The following is a 26789-nucleotide window of genomic DNA, read 5'->3' on the forward strand; positions in this document are numbered from 1 at the left end:
GCGTCGGTGAGCGCCATCGCTCACCCGCTCACCGGGCCGGATGTCACGCCCTCCCCGGCCGACCGCTCGCGGGCGGGAAGGGTCTGGCGGAGGGTGGTCAGGGCCAGGTGGGCCGCGGACGCGTCGACCGGTCTGGTGACGTCGAGCCCGGTGGCCTCGGCGAAGCGGCGCAGGCGGTTGATCACCGTGTTGCGGTGGCAGAACATCGCCTGCGCGACCTCGGTCACCGAACCGGTCCGGTAGTAGGCCTGGACCGTCTCGACCTGCAGGTCGACCTCGCGTTCGGTGAACCCGCCGAGCGCCTCCCGCACGTCGCGGGCGAAGGCCTCGGCGGCCGGTCCCAGGCGCGCGCCCGCCAGCCGGGTCCAGTGGCCCTCGACCGTGGCCGCCGCGCCGGGCCGCGCCCACTCCGCCAGCTCGCGGGCGAGCCGCCACATGGGGGCTATCTCCCCGATGCCGTGGGCGCTCGGGGAGATCCCGACGGGTTTGCCCAGCAGCGTCTCCCGGGCGGCCCCCGCGGCGTCCCCCGCGGGGACGATGGCGAACTCCACCCCGTCCAGGCGGAGCAGGACGGCCCGGGGAAGCGTCTGGCCGACCCAGCCCCGGAAGTCGCGGGCGTGGTTGCCGTTGGCCACCAGGACGAGGTGGACGCCGTCGGGGCGCAGGCCCAGTGCCCGCGCCGCCTGCTCGTTCAGCCGCGTGTCCCCGCCGGAACCGCTCAGCAGGTGCCGCAGGAGGAAGGCGTGCTCCAGCTCCAGTTCCGCGCGCATCCGGGCGATCTCGTCGGTGTAGCCGGTCTGCACGTGGGTGGTGTGCACCTCCACCGCCTCCCAGATGGAGATGACCTCCTCGGAGAAGTCGCGGAAGTCGGCCTCGGCGACGTGGGCGCGCATCGCCTCCCAGAGGAAGCGGAAGTCCATGCGCACGGCCCGCAGCAGCGACTCCAGGGGGATGCCGCGGCGGGCGCGGGAGCGTCCGACCTCGACCGAGTGGGCGCGCAGCTCGCCGTGGCGGTCCCGTCCCCGCAGGAGTTCCAGGAGGAGTTCGAGCGTGGCCCGGGCCGTGCCGTACAGCTCGGCGTCGTCGATGACGGTCTCGGCGTACCCGGTCAGCTCGCGGACCCTGCGCACGTAGGTCCAGGCGACGGTCTCCAGCTCCTCCAGGCACGCCTGTGCGGCTCGGGGGATGACGTCCGACGGCGCTGTTTTGTGCATGTGCACATTCTAGGCGGCGTTCTCGTTGGGTTATGCGCTTGTGGGAGTGCGCTTTTTCCAAGACGATGATCGGCATCACACCTGGTCGCCGACGTCCCGTCCGACCGGTGCACATCTCCCGGAGGATCACATGCCACAGCCCGACCCGGCCCCGGCCGGCGCGAGAGCGCCGAAGGTCAACGCGGCCGACGCCAGGCGCATCGCCTTCGCGGCCTTCGTCGGAACAGCCCTGGAGTGGTACGACTACTTCCTGTTTGGCACGGCCGCCGCTCTGGTCTTCAACCGCCTGTTCTTCACCGAACTCGACCCGGGCGCGGGCCTCATGGCGGCGCTGGCGACCTTCGGCGTGGGCTTCGCCGCCAGGCCCATCGGATCCCTGATCTTCGGCACCATCGGGGACCGCTACGGACGGCGCCCCGCACTGCTGATGACCATCGTCATGATCGGCTGCGCGACCGGGCTCATCGGCGTGATCCCCGACTACATGGCCATCGGGATCGCCGCGCCGATCCTGCTCGCGGTCCTGCGGCTCCTCCAGGGCCTGGCCGTGGGCGGCGAATGGGGCGGCGCCATCACCATCGCCATCGAGCACGCCCCCGAGCGCCAGCGCGCCCGCTACGCCGCCCTGGTCCAGATCGGCTCCCCGGTCGGCACGCTCATCTCCTCGGCCGCCTTCGCCGCGGTGCTGACGCTGCCCGCGGCCGACTTCGACGCCTGGGGGTGGCGCCTGCCGTTCCTGGCCGCGTTCCCGCTGCTGGGCATCGCCCTCTACATCCGCTTCAAGGTCGAGGAGTCCCCCGTCTTCCAGGAGCTGGTGCAGATGGAGGACCGCGCCAAGGTGCCCGCCCTGGCGCTGTTCCGCGAGGCCGGGGGCCGCCTGCTCGTGGCGGTGGCCGCGGCGCTGCTGGGGGTCGGCGGCTTCTACGTGATGACGACCTTCGTGGTCTCCTACGCCTCCACGGTGCTGGAGGTCGACCGCCAGGCGGTCGTGAACGCCACACTCGTCGCCGCCGTCTTCCAGATCGCCACGACCCTGGTCGCCGGGCGCGCGGCCGAGCGCTTCGGCCCCGGCCGGATGACGGTGATCGGCGCCCTGGCCACCGCCGCGGCCGCGTTCCCCCTGTTCCGGCTCATCGACACCGCCGACCCATGGGCGATCACCGCGGCGGTGACCATCGGGATCTGCCTCATCACCCTGGCCTACGCCGTCACCGGCACCCTGCTGGCCGACCTCTTCCCGCCCCGGCTGCGCTACAGCGGGGTGTCCCTGGGCTACAACCTCGCCGGAACCCTCAGCGGGTTCCTCCCGCTCATCGCCACCGCGCTCCTGGCCGTGGACGACGGCGCGTCCTGGCCAGCGGTGCTGGTCCTCATCGGCATCTGCGCCGTCACCGCGGTCGGCGGCCTGGCCGGTGAGCGGATCAGGGCCGCGGACACCCACGCCGCCGCCGACACCCGGGCCGCGGCGTGAACCGCCCGCCCGCACCGACCACAACCCCGCAGGAGGAGAACCCCATGAACCTCACACCCGACGTCGTCGCGCGCATCGAGGCGGCGGTCGACGACGCCTTCGACGCCCAGCTGGACTTCACCCGGGAACTCGTGCGCCACCCCTCCCTGCGCACCCGGGAGTCCTCGGCGCAAGATCTGATGCACGAGGCCATGGAGCGGCGGGGGCTGGCCGTGGACCGGTGGGAACTCGACCCGGAGGAGATCTCCGCCCACCCCGGCGCCGGGAAGATCACGGTCTCCTACGAGGGCGTGGAGAACGTGGTGGGCACCTACACCCCGGCTCAGGGCGGGGGCCGCTCGCTGATCCTCAACGGCCACATCGACGTGGTCCCCGAGGGCCCCCTCGGGGAGTGGTCCCGCTCCCCGTGGGACGCCCCCGTCATCGACGGCTGGCTGCACGGCCGGGGCAGCGGCGACATGAAGGCGGGGCTGGCGGCCAACCTGTTCGCTTACGACGCCGTGCGCGCGGCCGGGTTCGCCCCCGCCGGGCGCATCCACTTCCAGTCCGTGGCGGAGGAGGAGTGCACCGGCAACGGCGCGCTGGCGACGGTCCAGCGCGGGTACACCGCCGACGCCGTCCTGATCCCCGAGCCCGAGGAGGACATGCTGGTCCGCGCCAACGTCGGCGTCATCTGGTTCACCGTGCGGGTCGCGGGGCACCCCACGCACCCCAGGGAGATGGCGTCGGGGTTCAACGCGATCGACGCGGCGCACCACGTGATGGGGCGGCTGCGCGTCCTCGAACAGCGCTGGAACGACGAGAGGGGCAGCCACCCCCACTTCGAGGACCTGGACCACCCCATCAACTTCAACCTCGGCGGCATCAGCGGCGGCGACTGGCCGTCGAGCGTCCCCGCCTGGTGCGAGCTCCAGGTCCGGGCGGCGATCTACCCGGGGGTGAGCGCCGACGACGCCTGGGAGCAGATCCAGGGGGTGCTGCGGGAGACCACCACCGACGACGCGGGCAACCCCATCGAGGCCGTGGGCGAGCGGACCGGCTTCTACGCCGAGGGCTACGTCCTGCCCGAGGGCACGGAGGCCGAGAACGTGCTGCGCCAGGCCCACCGGACCGTCTTCAAGGACGAACTGCGGACCTTCACCACCCCCGGCTACCTCGACGGCCGCGTGTACGCCCTGTACCAGGGGATCCCCGCGCTGGTCTACGGGCCGGTCTCGGAGGCCATCCACGGGTACGACGAGCGCGTGGACGTGGAGTCCGTGCGGCGGATCACCAAGTCCATCGCCCTGTTCATCGCGCAGTGGTGCGGGCTGGAGGAGGCCGCCTGACGCCGGGCGCGGACAGGGCCGGAGGCGGACCGGGGCGCACACGATGCGCGCACGTGCGCGGGCGGCACCGCCGTCAGATCAGCGACAGCTCGCGGAGCTTGGCCTCGACCCGCGCGTCGTCCGGTTCGACGTGGTGGGACCCGTCCGGGTAGACGACCACAGGGATGTTCGTGCGCCCCGAGATCTCCCGGGCCCGTTCCGTGGCCGCCGGGTCGTGCTCGACGTCGACGTACTCGAAGGGCACCGCCAGCTCGGTCAGCTGCTTCTTGGTGCGTCGGCAGTCCCGGCACCAGTCGGCCCCGTAGACGCGGATCGCGGCCTCGTTCACTCGTCCTCCCCTGGGGTGGTCACCACGCCAGTGTGCCCGACGGTCCTGCCCGCCCGGTCCGGGTGCCGGGCGGGGAAGGGCGTGGGGGTCCGGTGCTGGGAGAAGGGGTCGCCGAGCAGGAAGTGCGCGACGGCCTGTGCGCAGTAGCCGACCGTGTCCCGGGGGAGCTGGTGGGCGGGGAACCACGCGAGTTCGGCGTGCTTGCGGGGTTCGCGGTTGGTGACGGCGCCGTCCCAGCTCCCGCACACGAAGAAGAAGTGCACCCAGCCGGCGTCCTCGTGGCTGTGGACCACGTGCGCGAACTCCAGCTCCGAGGGGCGGACCCGAACGCCGAGCTCCTCCTCGCACTCACGCACCGCCGCGGCGACGACGTCCTCCCCCGCGTCGACCTTCCCGGCCACGCTGGCGTGCCACATCCCCGGGGCGTAGGCGTTGCCGGGGGCACGACGCACCATCAGCACCCTGCCGCCGTCGAGGAGGAGTACGTGCGCGCTCAACGACGGCGCGGCCGGGCCGCCGTGGTTGTCGAACCTCTGTTTGACCATGCGCCCATCCTGGCGCAGAGGCGCCAGCGCCGGGCCCGTTCGCGGCGACACCCAGAGATGCCCGGCTCGCAGGGACGGAGCCCGGCACGTTATTGCGCGGCGGGCAGCGGACCGGGGCACCTTATTGCGTAATACGCAATAAGCTGTGCCCCAGGGGCATGGTGGGTCTACGGTGACGCCATGACCACACCGAAGATGCCCGCAGAACACGAAGCCTGGCGCCGGAGCCGGTGGGAGGAGATCGCCGGAGCCGACGGCAAGGCCAAGGTCGTCGTCACCGCCAGGATCACCGACCCGGGTCCCCACACGATCCCCGGGGTCCCCGGCCGATGGCGCACCACCGCGGCAGGAGCCCTGACCGTGACGGCCGAGGCCGCCGACGGCGTGCGGATTGCTGACAGCCCGGTCGACGGAACGGTCCCCGTCCCCTCCGGCAGCTCCCTGCGGTTCCCCGACGACCGCGTCGGCTTCGCCAGCGGCGCGGACGGCTCCTACGGCCTGGTCGTCATGGACCAGGGCCGCGTCGAGCGCACCGGACTCACCGGCATCGACACCTTTCCCCACGACCCCGCCTGGGTCCTCACGGGCCAGTACCGGGCAGCTCCCGAAGGACGCCGGATCGAGGTGCCGCGGCTGACCAGCCCGCGCAGCACCGAAGCCATCCTGGCCCCCGTCGACCTGGTCGTGACCATCGACGGCACCGAACACGTCCTGGCCGTCCTCCAGGACTTCCCCGATCAACGGCTGATGATCTTCACCGACGAGACCAACGGCGATTCGACGCCGACGATCGGCCGCTGGCTGATGCTGCCGCTGCTGGAGCCCGGCAGCACCCTGACGGTCGACTTCAACAAGGCGACGCTCTCGTACCACCACCTGAATCCGGACGTGTTCGTCTGTCCGCTCTCACCGCCCGGCAACCACCTGCCGATGCGCATCGAGGCCGGCGAGCGCGCCCTGGTCCACGCCGCCACCAGCACGAAGGGAAGGCCCGCATGAGCCGGGAACTGAAGGACAAGGCTGTCAGCTACCTCCGCGCGCTGGAGGACCGCGACTGGAAGAGCGCCCGGGGCCTGTGCGCCGAGACAGCCACCGTCTGGCACAACGACGGCAAGGGCGAGCAGTCCATCGAGGAGAACATCGCCGGGATGGAAGGGCTGATGGCCACCATCGAGTCGATGCGCTACGACGTCCTGCGCCAGCTCTCCCAGCCGGGTGAGGTCCTCCAGCAGCACGTGATCCACGTCGCCACCACCAGCGGAACGCACGGCGAGGTCCACGCCGCGGTCTACTTCGGCTTCGACGAGGCCGGGCGGATCAGGCGTATCGAGGAGTACGCCAACTTCGTCCCCGTCGGCGGCCAGGACGGCTGACGGCAGCGGTCGGCACACGCCCCCTCAACGTCGCGGCGCACAGCTCGCGGCGCGGCGTTGGGGGGCGCATTCGTTCACCGTCGTCACTGAGGGCGGCAACCGGGTGGAACCATCCCCGCGTGCGCGGGGCTCACCCGCACCGGTGGGGGCGAAGACCTCCGGGAACCGATCGGGGTCGGCAACCCTTGCGATGGTGACGATCACGGCCCGCCTCCCAGACGTCGCAAACGACTTGTCACCGGCGGCCGACACCGTAGAACCTCGACTTCGACTGAGGTCGAGTGCTCGCGCCAGCACCGGACACGGCGGCCGTCCTCAGGCCCTCCTCGCCTCGGGAACGCCAGGGGCCGCGGGCTCCTTCCAGCGACCGGTCGAGAGGAAGTCCTCCAGCACCTTGGTGTACGGCTTCAGGTCGAGCTTGAGCTCCTTCTCGACCCACGTGTCGTCGTAGTAGTTGTGCATGTACCGCTCGCCCTGGTCGCACATGAGCATGACGACGCTGCCCTTCTCCCCGTCGGAGAGCATCTCGGCGACGATCCGCAGCGCGCCCCACAGGTCGGTCCCCGTCGAGGGCCCCGCACGGTGGCGCAGCCGGGAGAGGAGCAGGCGCATGGCCGCGATCGAGGCGGCGTCGGGCACCGAGACCATCCGGTCCACGACCGCGGGCAGGAACGAGGGCTCCACCGTCGGACGCCCGATCCCCTCGATGTGGGAGGGCTTTCCCTTGATCCAGGCCGAGGGGTCCCTGGGCCACTGGCTCTTGGGGCGGCCCTCGTTGACCGTCCAGTTCGGGAAGAACGCCGAGTTCTGCGGGTCGACCACGCACACCCGGGTGTCGCGGCGGCTGAAGCGGATGTGGCGGCCGATGGTCGCGCTCGTGCCCCCGGTGCCCGCTCCCACCACGATCCACTTGGGATCGGGGTGGCGCTCCTCGGCGATCTGCCGGAAGATCGTCGCCGCCACGTTGTGGTCGTCGCGGTAGTCGTAGGCCCGCTCGGCGTAGGTGAACTGGTCCATGAAGTGGCCCTTGGGGGACTCCGCGGCCAGACGGGCGGCCTCCTTCTCGATGTCACCGTCGGGTCCGGGGTTCCTGACCTCTCCCCCGTAGGACCTGATGAGCTCCACCTTCTCCCGGCTGGTGCTCTCGGGCACCACGGCCGTGAACTCCAGCCCCAGGAGCTTGGCGAAGTAGGCCTCGGAGACCGCCGTGGAACCGCTGGAGGCCTCGAACACGTGCGTGCCGGGTTCGATCCACCCGGTGCACAGCGCGTGCAGGAACAGCGCGCGGGCCATGCGGTGCTTCAGGCTGCCGGAGGGGTGGACGGACTCGTCCTTGACGTAGAGGTCGATGCCCCACTCCACGAGGAGCGGGAACTGGAAGACGTGCGTGTCCGCCGAGCGCGTGGCGTCGGCGTGCAGCAGCCGGACCGCCTCCTTCACCCAGGCCCGTTTGCGGCCGTCGTAGTGGTCGACGATGCGCGTGGTGACGGCGGCGGTGTCCTGCTGGCTCTGTGTCGTGGTCATGAGCCGGAGCTACCCGCGCGCCGGTCACGGGGACCGGCACGGAGAAGAAATCGCTGCTCAGGCTTCCGATTCCGTCCTGTTTCCCAGTCTTGGTCCCCGGCTTCGGGCGCGGTTTCGGCTCCTCCACTTCGAGCAATCCGGGAGGGCCGCCACACGGCAGCGCAGGCCGCGGCCCTCCCGTCCGGAGGAGCGACGATCGTGTCCGTCCACCGCCGACGGGAAGCCGAGTAGAGCATGGCCGGAAACGGCCACACCCCACCCGAACTGGCACAACAGCTGCGCGGTGTCGGTCCGGCAAGCACCGCGGAGCCCGTTCGTCACCGGGCCCGTGCATGATCGGGGCCATGGAACGCTGTGACTTCTGTGAACTCCCCATCGGTGGCGGCTGTGCGTGCTCGCTCGTGCGCGAGGCCCGAAACCCCCGCGTCCAGAACGGTGGTTCCTCCCTGGGCGACGCGCACTTCCCCGGGGGCACCATCCTCATCTCGCCTCGCGGCGTGGCCCACCGCCCGGGCTGCCTGCACCAGTCCGACTCCGAGATCAAGGCACCGCTCTGGGGCTGGATCCCCGAGCCCGAGCCGCAGCTGTGGCGCCGCCTCAGCGAGGGCTCCCCCGCCCGGGCGACGCACGGCAACACCGAGCGGGTCGCCACACGCCGCTGCCAGAGCTGCGACAGCTGAGGGAAGAGGTGCCCGTGACCGCCGGTCACCGGCGACCGCCCGTCCTGCCCCGTCCGGTCAGTTCAGTCGGGAAGAAGAAGGGGCCAGCAAGGGGTCAGAGGGGTGGCCAGGTCCGCAGGGCGGCGTCGGCCATCCGCTGGAGTTCGTCCCGGTCGGCGCCGCTGATGGCTTGGACGGAGATGCCGTTCGCCATGGTCATGAGGTAGCGGGCGAGCACTTCCGGATCGGCGTTCGGGGGCAGGTCGCCTTCGTCGACGGCCCGCCGGAACCGGTCGCGAAGGCGTGAGAGGTTCTCGACGCGCCAGGCGCTCAGGGTGTCGCGGGCGGGCGGCCCGAGGTGGCTGGTGGCCAGGAAGCCCTGGACACCCAGACATCCGGCGGGGCAGTCCGGCCGGGTGGACACCGCGATCGAGCCGTTGAGGTAGGCCGTGGCCACCCCCCGGGCGGTCGGCTCCTCCAGCGCCCGGGTGCCGTAGGAGGCCGGTCCCTCGGCGTAGCGTTCCAGGGCCTTGCGGAACAGCTCCTCCTTGTTGCCGAAAGCCGCGTACATGCTCGTCTTCGTGATGCCCATGGTGCGGGTCAGGTCGGTCAGACTGACGCCGGCGTAGCCGTGCTCCCAGAACATCGCCATGGCCCGTTCCAGGGCCTCTTCGGCGTCGAATCCCCTCGGCCGGCCCACCGGCGCTCTCTTGATGCCCTCCACATCCGGCATCCTACCATTTCTGTACCGATCGGGCTGGAAGTGATGTAGCCTCATTCTGTTCCGATCGGAACAGAATTCTGTGGAGGCCAGATCATGCAGAGACTGAAGGACAAGACCGCCGTCGTCACCGGTGGAGGCACGCGGGGAATCGGCCGGGCCACGGCCGCGCGACTGGCGGCCGAGGGCGCGCACGTGTTCATCACCGGGCGGCGCAGGGCCGAACTGGACGAAGCCGCCGAGGTCATCGGCTCCGCGGTCACCGCGGTGCCGGGCGACATCACCGACCCGACCGACCTGGACCGGTTGTACGCCATGGTGCGCGAGCGCGGTCAGGGCCTGGACGTGCTGTTCGCCAACGCGGCCGCCGCCTCGTTCGCGACGCTGGAACAGACCGCCGAGGAGGAGTACGACCGCATCTTCGACGTCAACGTCAAGGGCACGCTCCGCACCGTGCAGAAGGCGCTGCCGCTGCTCAACGACGGCGCCTCGGTGATCCTGAACGCCTCCACCACCGTCGACCGCGGCACAGCGGCCTTCGGCGCGTACGCGGCCTCCAAGGCCGCGATCCGCTCCTTCGCGCGGACCTGGGCCAACGAACTGAAGGACCGGGGAATCCGGGTCAACGCGATCTCACCGGGACCGATCGACACCTCCGGCATCACCGAACTCGCCGGCGAGCAGAACGCCGCGGCCTTCCGGGAGGGGCTGGTCGCCGACGTGCCGATCGGTCGGATGGGCCGCCCCGAGGAGGTCGCCGCCGCCGTGGCCTTCCTCGCCTCCCCGGACAGCAGCTTCCTCCTGGGCGCCAATCTGTACGTCGACGGCGGAGCGAACCAGATCTGACAGCGCTGTGTGGCGCGGTGACGACTCGCACCGGCCTACGACTCCCCAGGCACAAGTCGTAGCGAGCTTGTCGTCACACGTGACCAAAGCCCGGTACCGCTTACAGCGGTCCGTCAACCGCTCGACCCTGTCACGTCGGCGGTAGACCTCCCGATCGAAGTCGGGTGGTCTACCGCCAGCCGTTTGAAGGTTTCAGGGGTCGGCTTCTTGGTCCTCGCACCCGGCAATGATGGTGCACCGGGCGCGTGTGGTGCGTAGGGGTTACCTGTTGGCCCTGGAGATGTAGGCCTTGTCCAGGGCCAAGTCGGCGCCGTGCCACCGCCACCGGCCGTCCGGTCTTTTGACCGTGGGGAAGACGCCGCATGCGGGACCGGAGCGGCCCGTCAACTCAGCCCCGACCCCTCCTATCCGCGGCGAATTTCTCAGATCTGCCATCTTGGCCGGATGTGGACACACGTGAACGCGCCCCTTCCCACCAGGTTCTTCGTCAGCACGGCTTCGCCGACGCCTGTGGACTCTTGGGTCACAGACGAACACTGGTGAATACGTACTTCACAATGTCGGACATGAAGGCATTTGTCGGCATCACTGACAAGGCCTGGGCCGACTTCCTCGCTCAGCGCCCCCACCTGGATGAGATCAACTTCTGGCGCCCCTCGGGGAAGAGCTTCCGAACGCTCTCGCCCGGAGACCCGTTCCTGTTCAAGACCAAGAAACCGCACGACCGGGTCGTGGGCGGCGCCGCCTTCAGCGGGTTCGTTCTCGCCCCGCTGTCCGAGGCCTGGGCGGCCTTCGCGGAGGGCAACGGAAGGAAGAACCTCGCCGAGCTGCGCGAGGCGATCAACGGGTACCGCGCGAAGAACAGGATTCCCCGCATCGGCCCCGGAGAGGACCCGCTCATCGGCTGCGTCATGCTGCGCGACCCGGTGTTCTTTCCCGAGGAGGAGACCTTCGGTCCTCCCCCTGGCTGGGCCTACAGCCTCGTTCAGGGCAGGAGTTACGAGGACGTCACCGACCCCGAGCACGCCGACTACTTCGCTCCCATCGTCAAGCGTGTACTCGGCCGGAAACCCGTGGCGGCCCTCGCCGAGGACGAGCACGCCGTGGCGGCCACCTGGGAACGCCACGGCCCGATGTTCGGCGAGGCCCGGCCCACCCGTCGCCGCATGGGACAGGAAGCGTTCAAACTGGCGTTGCTGGACGCCTACGAGGGCCGGTGCGCGATCACAGGGGTCGATGCGCGGCCGACCTTGGACGCCGCGCACATCCACCCGGTGGCCTCGGGCGGCCTGCACCGGCTCGACAACGGCATGCTGCTGCGCGCTGACGTGCACAGGCTCTTCGACGAGGGCTACCTGTCGGTGTCACCGAGTTTGGAGGTCCGGCTCAGCCCCCGCCTGCACCAGGACTTCCCCGAGGCCGGGGAGTACACCGCCCTGGAGGGCAAACCGGTGGCCGTCCCCCGGAACAAGGCCGACCGCCCGTCCCCGGGCGCTCTGGAGTGGCACCTGGGCAAGGTCTTCAAGGCAGGGTGATCCCTGATCACAGCGGGGACGCCCTCAGGCCTTTTCCCTGCCGTTATCCGGCTCTTCCGCGAGGACGGCCCACCTCTGCTGCTCGCACTCTTTTCGGACTTCTTATAGAGCTCTGGTCCGGCGGGAGGAAAGGTGGCGGCGAGGCATCCCTGGCATTCCTCCGGCGCCGCTTCGGTCTCCGTGCGCACCATGTCGACGAGATGGAACGATATTTTCTCGCACAAGTTCCCGAACCGCACCAACTTGAGGATCTGCCCCAGGCTGATGGAGGCATTGTTCACCATGCCATCGGGATTCTCCGCCATCCCCTCCCCCGCATCGGTTCCGGGGGCGCACCATTGGACCGTTGGGATTTTCCCCATCACGGTAACCGGTTTTTCGCGCTCCGTCCCGGTGTCAGGAGAAGGCCGCCATCCCGTTCGCTTTTCGAGAACCGAAGGAACCAGTGAAGGGCACCCAGAAGTTTCGGGGCAGGGGCATTCTGACTCCGCCTCATGTCGATGATCGTCGGTGCCACACTCACGTGCCATCGGGGACGTTCATGTCGTGGGCGCATACGGGGAGAACTGGAAGAGACCACCTTCGGAGAGCGAAGACGCGACATTCTCCTCTTCTCAGCGGGGCCGGGTCCCGATGCGATCAGCGGTTCGAGGGTGACCCGCAGCACTTCTTGTACTTGCGCCCCGAAGCGCACCAGCAGGGCTCGTTGCGGCCGGGCGGCCACGAGCGCAGCCTCGGGTCGTCCGCGGTGAGCTCCCGCTCCGCCCAGATCAGGGCGGTGTCGTCGTCCGCCGGGTCCAGGCCGGAGCGTTCGGCGAACTCGACGATGTCCTCCACCCCGTGCAGCACCACGCCCCGCCGCGCCCCGGGGTGTTCGCGGTCGCGCTCGCGCAGGCTCCGTTCGGCGGCGCGGTAGTAGGCGTCGGCGCCGTGCTCGGCGGTCTCCCCGCTGAGCAGCCCCCGCTCGCGGGCCCCGTCGAAGGCCGCACGGGAGTAGAGAGCCTCCACCTCACGGACCGGGTCGCCCTTCTCCAGCCGGTCCTCCTCGTAGGGCAGTTCCAGCGCGTCCTCCGCCTGCCGCTGGGCCACGACCAGGGCCACCTCGTCGTGGCCGTCGCGCGGCAGGCCCAGCTTCATCCGCGCCAGCAGGCGGTTGACGAGCGGGGACAGGGAGAGGTCGTCCTCCTCCGCGAGTTCCTCCGGCGGCTCGGCGAGCAGGTGCCGGGCGGCGATGTTGAAGCAGAGCAGCGCCTCGTCCCAGCGCTCCAGCTCCCGCATGTACTCACCGAGCAGGTCGGCGGGCCCCTGGCCCAGGCGGCCGGGGCGCAGCAGCTCGGAGGTGATCCGCTCCGCCTCGGCCGTGTCCCGAGGGTCCTGGCCCTTCCGCAGGAGGTCCGCCAGCTCGACGGAGGCGTACTGGCCGTCCTCCGGGGTGGGAGGGTGCTCGCGCACGGTCTCCAGCAGGCGGCGGGCCCGGGTGGCACGTCCCGCACGTCGCAGTTCCGCGGCGGAGTCCATGAGGACCCCGCCGGTGTCGTCGGGGTGGGCGGCCAGGTCGTCCAGGAGTCGGCTGGGCAGGTCCAGTTCCCGGAGCGCGGCCGTCAGGGGCGTGTCATCACCGGCCGTGGCGGTGGAGGAGGCGTGCTCGTTCATGTCCACCAGGCTAGGAGCAGCCGCAACGGCGGGCGGCCCGTTCACCGCAACCGGGAGGCCGAGGCGCTCACTCGGCGTCCTCGTCCAGCTGCTGCCAGCGCACGGACGAGACCTCCGGCTCCAGGCTGAGCCTCCTGACCAGCTGCTCCACGGCTTCGTCCTGGTGTCCACCGGCGAAGATGTCGGCGTACACGGACACCAGCTCCTCGTCCTCCTCCAGGTGGCGGCAGTCCAGGGAGCGCAGTGTGAACTCGGTTTCGGACAGCGCCTGGAGCAGCAGGGCCCGTACGTGGGGGTCCTGGGCGTTCGTGCACACGATCCGGATCCGGTAAACGGTCTCGTCGTCCTTGGAGTTGACGGGCGAACTCTTCTGCAGCCGCCGGGCCACCGGGCGCAGCAGGACGTTGGCGGCCACGACCGCCACCGCGCCCATCGCCGCGACCAGGTAGACGCCGCTTCCGGCCAGGACGCCCACGGCGGCGGCGCACCAGATCGTCGCGGCCGTGTTGATGCCGCGGATGTTGATGCCGTCGCGCAGGATGACGCCCGCGCCGAGGAAGCCGATGCCCGACACCACCTGGGCGGCGATACGCGTGGGGCTGACCTCGTCGACGGAGTAGGCGGCCAGCAGGACGAACAGCGCCGACCCCACGGCGACGAGCGCGTTGGTGCGAAGGCCCGCCATGCGCGCCCGCCACTGGCGTTCGACGCCGACCAGCGCGCCCAGTCCGAACGCGCAGCCGAGCCGGAGCGCGGCCTCCCACCATTCCAGCATCCGCCCGCTCCTCCACAGGTCGCCCGTCCGGTCCGCTTCGAAGGGGCCCGCGGTGCCGGAACGCCGATACGTTCGCGACATCGCACCCGTCCCACCGGATACTGGACACGGCTACCCGGTCCTCCCCCGCGTACACCCGTTTTGCTGTGAATCCGCCCAACCACCGCGATCTCCCAGTCCAGAAGCTCGCGAACAGGGTTTTCACGCGACGCGTGTGTATAGTCGTGACCGGTCTGCTGTCGTCCCGAACGGGTGGGGGAAGCCATGGGCTCCGGTGAGGTGGAGGTGAGCTCGGCCGACATCGCCAGGATCGCGGGCGTGAAGCCGACGGCCGTGAGCAACTGGCGGCGCCGCCACGACGACTTCCCCAGACCGGTGGGGGGCACCGACCGCAGCCCCCGGTTCGACCTGGGGCAGGTGGAGGAGTGGCTGTCCACCCACCGCCGGGCCCCGAGCATCGACCCCGACCAGCGCCTGTGGCAGGCGCTGGACTCCCTGCGCGGCTCCGTCCCCGTCGACGCGGCGCTCGTCCGGGCCGGGGTGCTGCTGTGGCACCTGAGCCGCGACCCCGGCACCGGGGGACACAGCGCCGGTGAACCCGGGAAGCAGGACGGATCCGCGCTGGCGGGGCGCGCGTGGCGGGACTTCGAGGGCCTCCTCGAAGGCGCGGGTCTGGCCGCTCTGGCCGAGCACCGCCCCGAACCCGTTCCGGACGCCCGACTGGCGCCGCTGGCCGACGCGGCGGTGCGCGCCGTGCGGGAGAGCGATCCGCGGACGGCCTTCGAACGCCTGCTCAGCCGCCTGGACCAGCGCTCCCCCTCCGGTTCGCACACGGTCCCGCCCGAGCTGGCCGACCTCATGGTGGTTCTGGCCGGAATCGCGAACGCCGGATCCGGCCCCGAGGACACCGTGGCCGACCCCGCCTGCGGGCGGGGCGGGCTGCTGCTCGCCGCCGCGCGCGGTGGACAGCGCGCCCTGCTGGGACAGGACCGGGACGCGGCCTCGGTGTGGCTGGCCGCCCTGCGCCTGGCCTTCGCCGGGGCCCTGACCGGGGAGGCGGACCTGCGGGTGTCCGACGCGCTGCGCCTGCCCGCGTTCGCCCCGGACGCACCGGACGGCGCGGACGGCGCCGACGCGGTCGTGTGCGCCCCGCCCTTCGGCGAGCGCAACTGGGGCGTCGAGGAGCTCGCGGAGGACCCCCGGTGGACGTACGGGGTCCCCCCGCGCCTGGAGTCCGACCTGGCCTGGGTCCAGCACTGCCTGTCCCTGGTCCGGCCGGGCGGCTCGGCGGTCGTGCTGATGCCCCCGGGCGCCGCCCAGCGCCCCTCGGGTCGGCGCATCCGCCGGTCGCTGCTGCGCGCGGGCGCCTTCCGCGCGGTGGTCTCGCTCCCGCCCGGGTTCGCGGCCCACTACGCCGTTCCCCTCCAGCTGTGGGTGCTGCGCCGACCGGAGCGGGACGCGGTCCCCGCTCCCGTGCTGCTCGTGGACACCGCCCCGCACGAGCCCGGGCAGACCTGCCCGCCGGGCGAGGTCCTCGGCCGGATCGACCGGCTCTGGCGGGAGTACCTGGCCGACCCGGAGGACTTCGACGAGCACCCGGGTGTGGCGCGGACGCTGGAGGTGGCCGACCTGCTGGACGAGGACGTCGACCTGACCCCCCGCGCGCGCCTTCCGGTTCCGCGCGCCGCGGCGGGCGACCTGGACCTGTTCGCCGAGCGGCGCACGCGCCTGGAGGGCGCGCTGCGTACGCTGCGCACGCTCCTGCCCGAGGCGCCGCAGGCCGAGCCCGGCGGTGAGGCGGTCGGAGTGGTCACGCTCGGCGAGCTGGCCCGGGCCGGGTCGGTGACGATCCGGCGGCCCCTCCCCCGGTGTTCGGCGGAGGAGGCGGGCCCGCGCACCAGCGCCAGGGTGGTCACCGGTGAGGACGTGGCCCGCGGGGCGGGAGCCTCGCGCACGGAGGAGGTGGACGCCGACCCGATGCGCAACCCCCCGATCCAGGAGGGCGACGTCCTCATCCCCGCGGTCGCGCCGAGGCCCGCCGCGCGGGTGGCGACCGGGGACGACGCGGGCGCCTACCCCGGCGGCGGCCTGTACGTGGTGCGCACGAACCCGGGCGCGGTGGACCCGTGGTTCCTGGCGGGGTTCGTCACCAGCTCCGGGGAGAGCCGGAACATCACCCGGTTGAGCAGCAGCATGCGGGGCCGTCTGAGGATCGACCCGTCCCGGATGCGGCTCCCGGTGCTGCCGGTGGAGGAGCAGAGGCGGTACGGGGAGCTCTTCCGGAGGGCGGCGCGGTTCCGGGAGGCCCTGCTGGAGTTCCAGGGATGGGGCGAGGAGCTGGCCGACCAGGCCGTCGACCTGGTCGCCGGGCGGTGGGAGACCTCTTCCTAGCAGCCGCGGGCGGCACCGGCCCGCTCCTTCGGGCAGGGACGTCGCAGCGGATCCCGGGAACCGCCCGGGTTCCATCGGTCCGACACGGGCGGACACGGGCAAGCGGGGCGCGCGGTCGGGCCCCGCACCGGGCCGACGGGCGGGATTCACGTGGTGGACGCGCCGCCCGCCGCGCGGCGCAACCTCGCCGCGAGGCGGTCGAACGCCGCCGCGAGCTCGTCTCCGTCGATCACCTCGACGTCGACGTCGAGCTGTGTCATCCACAGCGCGAGCCGGTCCGGGCCGTCCGAACCCAGTTCGACACGGCACGTGGTCTCGTCGACCACCTCGATATCGACCGGGACGGGGATCTTCGCGGCGACCCTGGCGGCGGGGGCGTGCACGAGTACCCGGGCGCGGTACTTCCAGGCCGCCTTGCTGACGCGTCCGACGACGTACCCGACGGCATCGTCCCCCGGGATCGCGCGCGGCTGGAACCGCGCACCCGTCGGTGCGTGCGCAACCATGCGGTCGACACGGAAGATCCGCCAGTCGTCACGGTCCAGATCCCACGCGAGCAGGTACCAGAGCGGCCCCCAGCTCACCAGCCGTCGCGGTTCGGTGTGGCGGGCCCCTTCGCTCCCCCCCGGGCTTGGTGTATCCGAACCGGAGCCGTTCGCCGCCGCGGACCGCGGCGGCGACCGCGCCGAGGACCGAGGGGTCGAGCGGTGGTTCGTTCCCCGGAACGACGCTCGTCGCCTCGCGTACCGCCTCGACGCGCCGACGCAGGCGCGAGGGCAGCACCTGCTCCAGCTTCGCGAGCGCGGTGAGCGATGTCTCCTCGACGCCGAGCCTCCGGGTCGCGACCACACCCAGTCCGACCGCGACGGCGACGGCCTCGTCGTCGTCGAGCAGCAGCGGGGGCATCGCCGTCCCGGCGGCCAGCCGGTACCCGCCCGCGACACCGGGACGCGCGGCCACGGGGTAGCCGAGCGAGCGCAGCCTGCCGATGTCGGCGCGCACGGTCCTCGTGCTCACACCGAGCCGGCCGGCGAGCTCTGAGCCCGTCCAGTCGCGCTTGAGCTGGAGCAATGACAGCAGTTCGAGCAGGCGGGCGGAGGTCTCCAACATGTTCCCCATCATTGCGGCGATCGCGGAAGCCCCCCTGCCGCATTGCCTGGAAACGTCGGTGCCATGAACGAGGACAACGCACTCACACCGTTTCGCATCGCCATCCCGCAGGCCGACATCGACGACCTGCGCGACCGGCTGGCGCACACGCGCTGGCCGGTCCCGGTGCCGGGCCGAGACGATCGCACCGACTTCAGCCGCGGCATCCCGCTGGTGTACCTGAAGGAGCTCGCCGAGTACTGGCGCGACGGGTTCGACTGGCGTGCGCAGGAGGAGGGGCTCAACGAGTACGGACAGTTCACGACGGCCGTCGACGGCCAGACCTTCCACGTCGTCCACGTGCGATCGACGAACCCGGAGGCCGTCCCGCTGATCCTGAACCACGGCTGGCCGGGCTCGTTCGTCGAGTACCAGCGGCTCATCCCGCTGCTGACCGATGAGTTCCACGTGGTCGTCCCGTCGCTGCCCGGTTTCGGGTTCTCCACCCCGCTGTCGGGGACCGGCTGGGAGCTGGCGCGGACGACGGAGGCCTACGCCGAGATCATGACGCGTCTGGGCTACGAGAGGTTCGCGGCCCACGGCACCGACATCGGTGCGGGCACCACCGGCCGCCTCGCGGCGCTCCACCCGGAGCGCGTCATCGGCACGCACATCGGCGGCGACCCGCGGTGGCTCGGGTTGCTCGGCGACAAGTTCCCCTACCCCGACGGTCTGTCCGATGACGAGACCGCCCAGATCGAGGCGGTGCGCGCCGAGGCCGCGGCTGAGCGCGGGTACCTGGCGATGCAGGACCACCGCCCCGACACGATCGGCGCGGCGCTCACCGACTCGCCGGTCGGTCAGCTCGCGTGGATCGCCGAGAAGTTCAAGACCAGGGCCGATGGCGCCTACCGGACGCCGGACGAGACGGTCGACCGCGACCAGCTCCTCACGAACATCAGCCTGTACTGGTTCACCCGCAGCGGCGCGTCGAGCGCGCAGTCCTACTACGAGTCCGCGCACTCCGGAATCGACTTGGTCACGGCCTCCGACGTGCCGTCCGGATGGGCCGTGTTCGACACCCACCCGCTCATGCGCCGCGCGGTGGACCCGTGGAAGGCGATCGGTCACTGGAGCGAGTTCACCGAGGGCGGTCACTTCCCCGCGATGGAGGCGACGGAGCTGCTCGCGGACGACATCCGTGCCTTCTTCCACGGCGTTTCCTGACTCCGTGTCAGGATCCGCGGGCCGCGAAGGCCCGCTCAAGACCCGAGGCCGTGGCGGGGGAACAACGGCCGTCCCGGAGGCGCGTACGACGGGGACGGTGCCTCAGGAGCCGTCGGTGACGCGCTTGCCGTCCCCGTCCCGGACGATGGTGAAGGAGTCCACGACCCGGCCGTCGGCGGTCCGGGACCGGTACTCCAGGGTGTCGCCGTCCACCGAGACCGTCTGGAAGGTCTGGGTGTCGGTGCGCTGCACGCGCACCTCGGCTCCGTGGTCGGTCCAGTTGTCCTCGGCAGCGTCGTAGGTCTTGGGGCCGGTCACCGCGACCACGTAGACCGGGCCGGTGTGCGTGCCGGGGTCGCCGGTCCGGTGCTCGGCCATGTTGCCTCGGGTGTAGGAGTGGTCGTGTCCCTGGAGGACCAGGTCCACGTCGTACTCCTCCAGCACCGGCAGCCACGCCTCGCGCAGCGGTTCGTTGTCGCGGTCGGGGTCGGCGGAGAAGACCGGGTGGTGGAAGGTGACCACGGTCCACTCGTGGGGGTTGTCGGCCAGCACCCGCTCCAGCCACCGCCGCTGCGTGTCCAGCCACCGCTCGGCCCCGTCCGAGGGCACCTCGCGGTAGTTGGAGTTGAGCACCACGAACCGCACGCCCTGGTAGTCGGTGTGGTAGACCGTCTCGGCCAGGTCCGCGCCCCGCTCGGGGCCGTTGTCCGCGCCGCGGAACTGCGGAACCCAGTGTTCGCTCAGCCCGTCGTCGTACTCGTGGTTGCCGGGCGTGGCCACGTGGTTCATGCTCCCGGCGGCCGGGCCGAAGGCGTCGAACCACTCGTCCCACTCCGAGCCGCTGTCGGCCGAGTCGATCAGGTCGCCGGAGTGCACGGCCAGCTCGGCGTCGGGCGCGGCCTCCAGCCCGGCCCTGACGACGGGGGCGGCCTCGTCGGTGATGTCGTTCTGGATGTCGCCGAAGTACAGGAAGCTGAAGGGTTGGGCCCCCTCGGCGGCGGTGGTGAAGGTGCGCCAGTCGCTCACCGCTCCGCCCGTGTCGCCGTCCTCGCCGCCCCCGCCTCCGGCGACTTCGCCGCCTTCCCCGCCCGTACCGATCCGGTAGCGGTAGGCGGTGTCCGGTTCCAGGCCGGTGGCCGTGGCCGTGAAGGTGGAACCGGGCTCCTCCCCTCCGGTGGCCCGCCCCCGGACCCGGGTGGGCTCCGCGGATTCGTCCTCGGGACCGATCTCCAGGAAGGCCTCCCGCGCACCGTAGGCGCGCCAGGTCACGGTCTGGGAGGTGCTGGGGTCGGCGGTGGGTGAGAGGAGGACACGGTCGACGGGCCGCTCGGGCGGGGCCTCGGGGGCGCAGGCGCACAGCCCGACCGTGAGGACCGCGCCGCCGAGGGCCGCGAGCGCGCGGAAGGCGACGGAACGGGGCCGGACCGGGCCGGACGCGGCCGAGCGGTCCCGCGGGGACCGGGGCGGCACCGGGCGGGGCCGCGGAGCGCGGGACGAAGCGTCGGGCATGAGGGACCTGTCCTTTCTGACGGCGAACCGGTGCCGCGGGCGCGAAGGGGCGGCGGGGAGCCGCCCACGCGACGGCTCCCCCGGTCTACCCGGCCAGCTACCCGACCAGGGAGTCGAGCATGGGCCCGAACTCCTCGTCGGAGGTCAGCAGCTCCACCGACCTGTTCTCGTGGTCGATCCTGGCCCCCACGGGACGCAGGTCGGGCGGCGTGCCCTGATCGCGCGAGCGCGAACCGGGGTGCCACCAGTAGAGCTGGGCGCTGACGGGCTTGTCGCCGTCGGCGGTGAACCGCTCGGCGACCTGCTGCATGTGGTCCAGGGCGGCGATCGGGTGGCCCTTCCCCAGGGGGTGGGCCAGGAGCACCTCGGGAACGGGGAAGGCCACGAGCGCGCCGTGCGGCAGGTCGCCGAGGTGGCGGTCCAGGTCGTGCGCGTGCGCCGCCACGTAGGGGTGCTGGCCGCCGATGTGCACGATGTGCGCCCCGTCGACCTCGTGCTCGCTGACCTCGACGGTCTCGGCCACGGAGGCGGCCACCGCCTCGGCGAAGACCTCGCCGTCGGGGCGGCCGGAGCGCTCGTGCACCTGGCGGGGCAGCGGCCGCAGCGAGTCGGAGGCGTCCACGACCACGGTCTGCCACAACCCGGGGGCGATCTCGCGGGTCAGGAGGGAGTCCAGCACGCCCTCGGGGAAGGCGGAGGCGGGGTACAGGCGCACCCGGAGCCGCCCGTCCGTGTCACCGCCGCCCTGTCCGGTGGCCTGGCTCAGCTGTTCGACGGACGTGCGCGCGAACTGGGCGGTGTTGTGCGCGATCTGCTCGGGGGTGGCCTCGCTCAGTGCGGCGCGCAGTCCGCTGATGTCGGCGCTGGCGTGGTTGCCGTCGGGCAGCGTCACGACGAGCGTGTCGGCGCCCTGGAAGGCGGCGCCCACCCCGGCCTCGGCGAAGGCCGCCGCCAGGGAGACGGCCACCGTGTCGTCGGGGTCCGGCGGGGAGGGGGCGCCGACCGGGTCCGCGTCCCGCGTACCGGTGGAGGACGCCTCGGCGGAGGACCCGTCGGCGGCCTGCTCCCGCTCCCTCGCGGCACCGGCCATGAAGTCCGCGAAGCGGGCGGCCAGGTCGGTCCGCTGGTCCTCCGCGGCGATGACCGCCTGGTCGAAGGTGTCCCTCATGTCGGCCTCCATGAGGATCGCGCCCCCGAAGTCGAACACGCGCAGGCGGGTCGGCGGCAGGAAGTCGGCGCGCAGCCCCTCCCGCTCGCAGGCCCGCACCAGGGCCGCGCCGACCTCCTCGCGCATCCGCTCGGGATCCAGTTCACGCGCCTGCTCCAGCCGGGCGCCGAGCCAGTCGGGGATCCGGTCGTGCGCGCGCGGAAAGCGCTCCAGTTCCTGGGCGTAGACGAGCGGGCTCGTCCCGGGCGGCAGGTCGGGCTCGGTGTCGTGGTTGTACTCGACGTTGAACCGGTGCGTGTGGTGGACCGAGAGGACCATGGAGAGCCAGGTGCCCGCACCCTCCTGGAACCCGGACCGCTTGAGCGCGTCGACCAGGCCGCCGACGCCGCCGGGCACCTCCAGCTGCCGGACCCGGCCGTCCGCCTCCTGGACGGCGAGCATGTCGGCGCGGTACGCGCCGATCACCCTGGCCAGGTAGGTGAGCTGCTGCCAGCCCTCCGGGACGACCGCGACCAGTCGCCCGGCGAGGTCCTGGAGGACCTCGCCCTGTTCGAGGGGGCCGGGAGGTTGGGGAGTCATGTGGGGCTCCGTGTCCGTGTGGGTGCGTTCGGTCGGTTGCGCCCTCCCTTCCTATCGTGCCGGGGAGACGGAGCGTGACCTCGCCCGCACCTCACGCTGTTAGCCGCGTACCGCCGCCCGTTCACGCGGCCCGGACGCCGTTTCGACCCCCCGTCACGGAACCGCTACCGTGAACTCCGCCCTGTCGTGGCCGTCCCACCCCGCCGCGGTCGCGCTCCCTCCCCCGGACCGGATACGGATTTTCATGAATTCCATGCGTACGCGCCACAGCGCCTCCCTCCTGGTCGGCGCCCTCCTTCTCGCGGTGACGGCCTGCGGCGGCGGTGAGGGCGAGGAGGTCGCAGCCGACGAGGAGAAGGTCGTGCTGGACCTGGCCGAGTTCACCCGCGCCGAGGTTCCCGACAGCGTCGACAGGCTCCGCCCCGAGGACCTGCCGGAGAAGCCCGCGAGTTCCGAGCCGATGAACGTGCGCATGGCCTGGAACGCCATGGAGATGGCGCACAAGGCGGGCGACCACGTGGACCCCGACGCGACGGCCGAGTGCCCCGGCCCGGAGCTGGAGCCCGAGGTCGGAGCCACCCTGACCTGCGACGTCGTGTACATGGGCGAGGAGTTCACCTGGGACATGGAGGTGACCAGCGGGGGCGTCCTCATCCAGTACGAGCAGACGCTGTCGCCGGTGCCGGTGACCCGCGAGCGGGTCGAGCACCTGGTGCGCTGGCAGGTGCAGGGCGAGTACGTGCGGTGCGACATGCCCGACATGGTGACCGCCGAGCACGGTGAGGACGCCGGTGTGACGTGCGAGTCCTGGAACGACTACGCCCACAGCACGCACCGCGTCACGGCGAGCCAGGACGGCATGCACGGGATCGAGACGCCGGAGAGCGACTACGGGGCCGAGGCCGCCTGACCTCGGGACGGGCGGTCGCCGGGGTTCCGGGGCCGTGTGCGGGACCGCCGTGCGCACGGGGCCCGCTGGGCTCCCGGCGGCTTCACCGTCCCGCGGGCGGGTGCCCGGGCACCCGCCCGCGCCATCGGGGACCGGGTACCCGGCCGGGACGGAGGCCTGCCCGCCGGGCCCCCGCCGTCCTCAGGGTCCTCACTCCGCGAGCGCGTCGAGGTAGACCCAGGCGCCCTCGTGGCGCACGAAGCGGCTGTTCTCGACGAGCGCCCCGTCGCGGGCGCCCTCGCGGTAGGAGGCGCGGAAGGCGACCGTGCCCTCGTTGTGGAACGGGGTGCCCCCGGTGGTGGACAGGATCTCCAGGCGCACCCACTCGGTGCCGGGGTCCAGGTCCAGGCGTCGCGGCCTGGTGCTCGGGTGCCAGGTCCGCAGGAGGTGGTCGCGGTCGCCGACCGCGAAGGCGCTGTAGCGGGAACGCATGAGCTGTTCGGCGGTGGACGCCGTGGCCCGCCCGCTGTGCAGGCGGCCGCAGCAGTCCCGGTAGACCGCCGGACCGCCGCAGGGGCAGGGCGCCTCGGGATCGGCCGCGGGCCGGGGCGGGGACGTGCGGTGGCGGGGTCTGCGCTGCGACATGCCCTCCATTGTGGCGTCCCGTCCCCGCTGGCGGTGACAGGTCCGAAGCCGAGGCGGCCGCGGAGCCGGGGTGGCTGCGGAACCGGGCCGGTCGCGGAGCCAGGGCCGTTGTGGAGCAGGGGTGGCCGCGGAGCCGGGCCGGGGCCTGGCCGGGGTCGGCCGCCCCCGGAGCCCGCACGCGGGGAAACGGCTCCCGCGTTCAGGCGCGGCCCGAACCGTCGGAGCCGTCGGACAGGGGCTCCGACATCCGTTCGGTCGGCGGTGTCACGCTCCGGACGTCCTGTCCGGTGAGGCCGGAGTGCACCTCGGCCGCCACGGACTCGACGGTGTCCACCCCGTACCGCATTCCGTCGTTGTCGTCGGTCAGGACGACGATGTCGTAGTCGCCGACCGGGGTTCCGCGGAAGCCGCCGATGCTGTGCACCCGCCAGAGGTCGGTGCCGGTGTGGGGCAGCCAGCCGTTCTTGAGGTGGACCTCGGCGTCGGCGGGCGCTCCCGAGGGCACGCCCCAGCGCTGTTCCCCGATGACGTCGCCCATGAGGCCGAGCGCGAACCCGCGCTCCTCCCGGCCGAGCACGTCGTTGTCGGTGCGCAGCAGGCGGAGCAGGGTGAGCTGGTCGGAGACGGTGGTCCCCATCAGCCCGACGTAGCCCTCGGGATCCGGTTCCGTGGCGTCCATGCCCGCCAGGTCGAGGAACCGCTGGATGCGCTCGGCGCCGACCCTGTTGCGCAGCTCCGTGGCGGCGTCGTTGTCCGAGACGGTGATCATGGCGGTCGCCAGGTCCCTCTCCTCGGCCGTGAGCTCCCGGTCCTCGTCCATGGCGGTGCGCAGCAGCGCGCCGAGGACGACGACCTTGCCGACGCTGGCCGCGTCGAACTCCGCGTCGGGGTCGAGTCCGCAGATGAGGTCGCCGCCGTGCGCGAAGACCCCCACGGCGATCGTCCCCTCCCGCTCGTCCGCCCGCTCGCGGATCCCTTCGTCGAGCCGTCGCGCGACGTCGGGGTGCGACTCGGAGGCGCAGATCGGCTCCTGCGCGGAGGCTTCCGTCGCGGCGGCCCCCGGTGCGGCGGCGGCCGCCCCGGCGGTGGCCGCCCCGGCGGTGAGCGCGGCGGCGAGGACCACGGCGGCGGACCGTGCCGGGAGGCGGCACCCGGCGGGCGTGCGGTCGGCGGACATGGAAGGGGCCCTCCCTCGTTCGGCGGATCGGGGCGGCGCGGCAGGCCGCGGACGGGACCGACGGACACCCTGAGGACGCGTAGGAGCACACAGGGCGACTGACCGGCGCCCTTCGATTCTCGGTGCCCGCGCTCCGCCGCGCGTGAGCGACACGGGACCTTCCGCTCCCGCGAAGCGGTGGCGCGGGGCGGGTGGTACGGGGTCTGCGCGGTGGGGGCGCTCCTCCCCCTGAGCCCCCGGGAGGGGGTGTGGGCACCGCGCGGCCCGGGACCGCGCCGACTCCCCCTCACAGCGTCCCGACGGTCTCCCAGGTCTCGGGGTCGAGGAGTCGCACGCCCGCTTCCTCCGTCTTCACCGCGACGACCTCTCCGTCCGGGTGCGGAGCCACGTACCAGGGGACCAACCCGTCCGGGAGGAGGCTCTCCCCGCTCTCCAGGTCCCACGCCCCGCCGTACTCCTCCACTTCCGCACCATAGTCCTCGGGATCGGAGTCCCACCACGTGACGTACACACGACCGAGCCACGGGTCCACGACGACCTCCTGGATCCAGGGCTCCTGGAGTTCGGCCGCCTCCTCCATGTCGAACGCGTCGACCCGGCGCCCGGCGACGACGTCCCACACGATGACCTCGCCCCCGTGGACGTAGACGACCTCGTCCGTCCCCCGGACCGGCGCGAAGACCCCGTCCGCCACCGGACGGACCGTGTGCAGCCGTTCGCCCGTGCGCACGTCCCAGACCGTGACGCTCCAGTCCGAGGAGTCCACGGAGTTCCTCAGTGCCAACCGCCGTTCGTCGAGGAAGACGGGGTCTCCCCCGTCGCTGTCGATGGTGTTCACGGTCCTCCCCGACGCGCTGTCGACGATCTGCACGCCCGCACCCGGGACGGCACTCGACCCGGAGAGGGCGATCAGCCCGTCGGGGGAGACCGCGATCCCGTCCACGGTCGGAGGCGGCTCCGAGGGGGCCCCACCGGCCGATCCCCCGTTCCCGTATCCGGTGACCGTGCCCGAGACCAGGTCGAACCCCTGCGCCACCGGCGCCGGGTACTCGTTCCCGGGGCGCGGTTCCGCTTCCATGACCACGGCGGCGATACCGCATCCCTCGGGCAGGAAACCGAAGCCCGCCAGCCTGTCGAGGGGCGTGCTGGGACGGGCGATCTCCCGGCCCTCCCTCCAGTCCCACACGCTCATCTCGTCCTGGAGGGTGTGCATCACCAGCAGGTCACCGTCGGGGGAGAACACCATGTGGGAGAAGATCTCCAGGTCGTCGGCGTCCCGTTCCCGGGCGGGGGCGAACCCCTCCGCCTCGGTGCAGTCGGCGACCGCCGGCTCCGGCGCGTCCGCGGGGTCCGCCGACCCGTCCCGTGCCACCACGAGTGCTGTGGCGGCGACCGCCGCCACGGCCAGGGCCCCGGCGGCCGACGGCACGAGCACACGCCTCCGGGGCCGCCGCCCTGTGGCGGACGCCCCGCTCTCCCGTCCCGCCCCGGTCCCCGCGAGCATCCGCACGAGTTCACGCGGAGTGGGCCGCAGGTCCGGATCGGGGTGCAGGCAGCCGTCGATCACCTTCCGGAACCGCAGCGGGGGTCCGGCGTCCCCCGCGGCGGCGGACACCAGGACCGCCCAGTGGCGCACGTCCTCGGCCGCCGCACCGGACGGCGCCGCCGAGAACGCCCCCGCGAGCCTGGCGCCGTCGGAGGAGAGCAGGACGTCCTCCGCGCGCAGCGGCCCGACGGACACCCCCGCCTCGTGCAGGTCGGCCAGACCGGCGGCGAGCGCCGTCGCCACGGACGGGAACTCCTCCGGGAGCAGACCGCCCCCGTTCCGCTCGACACGGTCGGCGAGGGTCTCCTCGTCCCGGCGCGCGAACGCGGCCCAGGGCACCGCGCCCCGGGTGTCGGCCCCGACCAGCCGGCACACGTACGGGCTCCTCAGCTTCCGCAGGGCCTCGACCCGGCGCGCGAACTCGCCGCGGAACAACGGGTCGGTGGCGCTCCCGGGACGCAGGAGCACGACCATGGCGGACACACGACCGCCGGTCCCGCCCGCGTAGCGGTGGGCCGTGTCGTCCGAGCCGAGCCTGCCGAGCAGCCGGTGGGGTCCGATGGCGGGCGGGTCGTGCGGGTGCAGGGGGAGCATCCC

The 26789-nt window shown here is 72.3% G+C and carries 22 protein-coding genes and 1 pseudogene; 10 read left to right on the forward strand and 13 right to left on the reverse strand.

Annotated elements, in window-relative coordinates:
• Nucleotides 1–20 precede the first annotated feature (20 nt).
• Nucleotides 21–1214, reverse strand: a complete 1194-nt coding sequence (locus tag UIS43_RS06955) for a PucR family transcriptional regulator (protein WP_370012811.1) — start codon at nt 1212–1214, stop codon at nt 21–23.
• Between the two features lie 130 nt (nt 1215–1344).
• Here UIS43_RS06955 and UIS43_RS06960 point away from each other — a divergent pair, with 130 nt between their 5' ends.
• Both UIS43_RS06960 and UIS43_RS06965 read left to right on the forward strand, forming a co-directional pair.
• On the forward strand, nt 1345–2685 hold the full coding sequence (locus tag UIS43_RS06960; RefSeq protein WP_370012812.1) for an MFS transporter: 1341 nt from the start codon (nt 1345–1347) through the stop codon (nt 2683–2685).
• A gap of 44 nt (nt 2686–2729) precedes the next feature.
• Nucleotides 2730–4013 (forward strand): ArgE/DapE family deacylase, encoded by a 1284-nt coding sequence (locus UIS43_RS06965; protein ID WP_013153688.1) that lies wholly within the window; start codon nt 2730–2732, stop codon nt 4011–4013.
• Nucleotides 4014–4086: 73 nt separating this feature from the next.
• Here UIS43_RS06965 and UIS43_RS06970 read toward each other — a convergent pair whose 3' ends face one another.
• The gene (locus UIS43_RS06970) at nt 4087–4341 is read right to left on the reverse strand and encodes a glutaredoxin domain-containing protein (RefSeq protein WP_013153689.1); all 255 of its coding nucleotides are present in this window, start codon (nt 4339–4341) and stop codon (nt 4087–4089) included.
• Entirely contained in the window at nt 4338–4886 is a 549-nt protein-coding gene (locus UIS43_RS06975; protein ID WP_013153690.1) for an NUDIX domain-containing protein, read from the reverse strand. Before UIS43_RS06975 ends, UIS43_RS06970 begins: the two co-directional genes overlap by 4 nt.
• Nucleotides 4887–5066: 180 nt before the next feature.
• Here UIS43_RS06975 and UIS43_RS06980 point away from each other — a divergent pair, with 180 nt between their 5' ends.
• Nucleotides 5067–5885, forward strand: a complete 819-nt coding sequence (locus UIS43_RS06980; protein WP_370012814.1) for a DUF1684 domain-containing protein — start codon at nt 5067–5069, stop codon at nt 5883–5885.
• Nucleotides 5882–6259: a nuclear transport factor 2 family protein gene (locus UIS43_RS06985; protein WP_358169322.1), complete on the forward strand. Its 378-nt coding sequence runs from the start codon at nt 5882–5884 to the stop codon at nt 6257–6259. Before UIS43_RS06980 ends, UIS43_RS06985 begins: the two co-directional genes overlap by 4 nt.
• A gap of 315 nt (nt 6260–6574) precedes the next feature.
• Here the strand turns inward: UIS43_RS06985 and UIS43_RS06990 are convergent, their stop codons facing one another.
• Nucleotides 6575–7783, reverse strand: coding sequence for a PLP-dependent cysteine synthase family protein (locus UIS43_RS06990; RefSeq protein WP_370012815.1), 1209 nt, complete (start codon nt 7781–7783; stop codon nt 6575–6577).
• Nucleotides 7784–8127: 344 nt separating this feature from the next.
• Here UIS43_RS06990 and UIS43_RS06995 point away from each other — a divergent pair, with 344 nt between their 5' ends.
• Nucleotides 8128–8463, forward strand: coding sequence for a hypothetical protein (locus UIS43_RS06995; RefSeq protein ID WP_358454493.1), 336 nt, complete (start codon nt 8128–8130; stop codon nt 8461–8463).
• A 94-nt stretch (nt 8464–8557) separates the two neighbouring features.
• Here the strand turns inward: UIS43_RS06995 and UIS43_RS07000 are convergent, their stop codons facing one another.
• The gene (locus UIS43_RS07000) at nt 8558–9175 is read right to left on the reverse strand and encodes a TetR/AcrR family transcriptional regulator (RefSeq protein ID WP_370012816.1); all 618 of its coding nucleotides are present in this window, start codon (nt 9173–9175) and stop codon (nt 8558–8560) included.
• Nucleotides 9176–9259: 84 nt separating this feature from the next.
• Here UIS43_RS07000 and UIS43_RS07005 point away from each other — a divergent pair, with 84 nt between their 5' ends.
• Nucleotides 9260–10009 carry an SDR family NAD(P)-dependent oxidoreductase gene (locus UIS43_RS07005; RefSeq protein WP_370012818.1) on the forward strand — a complete coding sequence of 250 codons (750 nt, stop codon included), beginning with the start codon at nt 9260–9262 and terminating at the stop codon, nt 10007–10009.
• A 566-nt stretch (nt 10010–10575) separates the two neighbouring features.
• Entirely contained in the window at nt 10576–11544 is a 969-nt protein-coding gene (locus UIS43_RS07010) for an HNH endonuclease (RefSeq protein WP_370012819.1), read from the forward strand.
• A 639-nt stretch (nt 11545–12183) separates the two neighbouring features.
• Here the strand turns inward: UIS43_RS07010 and UIS43_RS07015 are convergent.
• Both UIS43_RS07015 and UIS43_RS07020 read right to left on the reverse strand, forming a co-directional pair.
• Nucleotides 12184–13197: an SEC-C domain-containing protein gene (locus tag UIS43_RS07015; protein ID WP_370012820.1), complete on the reverse strand. Its 1014-nt coding sequence runs from the start codon at nt 13195–13197 to the stop codon at nt 12184–12186.
• Between the two features lie 67 nt (nt 13198–13264).
• Nucleotides 13265–13972 carry an MgtC/SapB family protein gene (locus UIS43_RS07020; RefSeq protein WP_071622331.1) on the reverse strand — a complete coding sequence of 236 codons (708 nt, stop codon included), beginning with the start codon at nt 13970–13972 and terminating at the stop codon, nt 13265–13267.
• 264 nt (nt 13973–14236) lie between these two features.
• Here UIS43_RS07020 and UIS43_RS07025 point away from each other — a divergent pair, with 264 nt between their 5' ends.
• Nucleotides 14237–16363 carry an N-6 DNA methylase gene (locus tag UIS43_RS07025; RefSeq protein WP_370012821.1) on the forward strand — a complete coding sequence of 709 codons (2127 nt, stop codon included), beginning with the start codon at nt 14237–14239 and terminating at the stop codon, nt 16361–16363.
• A 146-nt stretch (nt 16364–16509) separates the two neighbouring features.
• Here UIS43_RS07025 and UIS43_RS07030 read toward each other — a convergent pair.
• Nucleotides 16510–17473: pseudogene (locus tag UIS43_RS07030) on the reverse strand (helix-turn-helix transcriptional regulator).
• Nucleotides 17474–17536: 63 nt separating this feature from the next.
• On the opposite strand from UIS43_RS07030, the gene UIS43_RS07035 reads away from it, so the two are divergent.
• Nucleotides 17537–18679, forward strand: a complete 1143-nt coding sequence (locus tag UIS43_RS07035; protein ID WP_370012822.1) for an epoxide hydrolase family protein — start codon at nt 17537–17539, stop codon at nt 18677–18679.
• A gap of 102 nt (nt 18680–18781) precedes the next feature.
• On the opposite strand, the gene UIS43_RS07040 is transcribed toward UIS43_RS07035, so the two are convergent.
• Nucleotides 18782–20188 carry a metallophosphoesterase gene (locus UIS43_RS07040; protein WP_370012823.1) on the reverse strand — a complete coding sequence of 469 codons (1407 nt, stop codon included), beginning with the start codon at nt 20186–20188 and terminating at the stop codon, nt 18782–18784.
• A 97-nt stretch (nt 20189–20285) separates the two neighbouring features.
• Complete coding sequence (locus tag UIS43_RS07045; RefSeq protein ID WP_370012824.1) at nt 20286–21935, reverse strand: hypothetical protein; 1650 nt, start codon at nt 21933–21935, stop codon at nt 20286–20288.
• A 253-nt stretch (nt 21936–22188) separates the two neighbouring features.
• Here UIS43_RS07045 and UIS43_RS07050 point away from each other — a divergent pair, with 253 nt between their 5' ends.
• Nucleotides 22189–22845: a hypothetical protein gene (locus UIS43_RS07050; RefSeq protein WP_041552757.1), complete on the forward strand. Its 657-nt coding sequence runs from the start codon at nt 22189–22191 to the stop codon at nt 22843–22845.
• Between the two features lie 189 nt (nt 22846–23034).
• On the opposite strand, the gene UIS43_RS07055 is transcribed toward UIS43_RS07050, so the two are convergent.
• The 3 genes from UIS43_RS07055 to UIS43_RS07065 all read right to left on the reverse strand — a co-directional run bounded on the left by UIS43_RS07055 (nt 23035) and on the right by UIS43_RS07065 (nt 26786).
• Complete coding sequence (locus UIS43_RS07055) at nt 23035–23478, reverse strand: YchJ family protein (RefSeq protein ID WP_013153717.1); 444 nt, start codon at nt 23476–23478, stop codon at nt 23035–23037.
• Nucleotides 23479–23668: 190 nt separating this feature from the next.
• Nucleotides 23669–24646: a serine hydrolase gene (locus UIS43_RS07060; RefSeq protein WP_370012825.1), complete on the reverse strand. Its 978-nt coding sequence runs from the start codon at nt 24644–24646 to the stop codon at nt 23669–23671.
• Between the two features lie 286 nt (nt 24647–24932).
• On the reverse strand, nt 24933–26786 hold the full coding sequence (locus UIS43_RS07065; RefSeq protein WP_358169334.1) for a protein kinase family protein: 1854 nt from the start codon (nt 26784–26786) through the stop codon (nt 24933–24935).
• Nucleotides 26787–26789 lie beyond the last annotated feature (3 nt).

This window comes from Nocardiopsis sp. LDBS0036 (assembly GCF_041228755.1).
Taxonomy (GTDB): Bacteria; Actinomycetota; Actinomycetes; order Streptosporangiales; family Streptosporangiaceae; genus Nocardiopsis; species Nocardiopsis dassonvillei.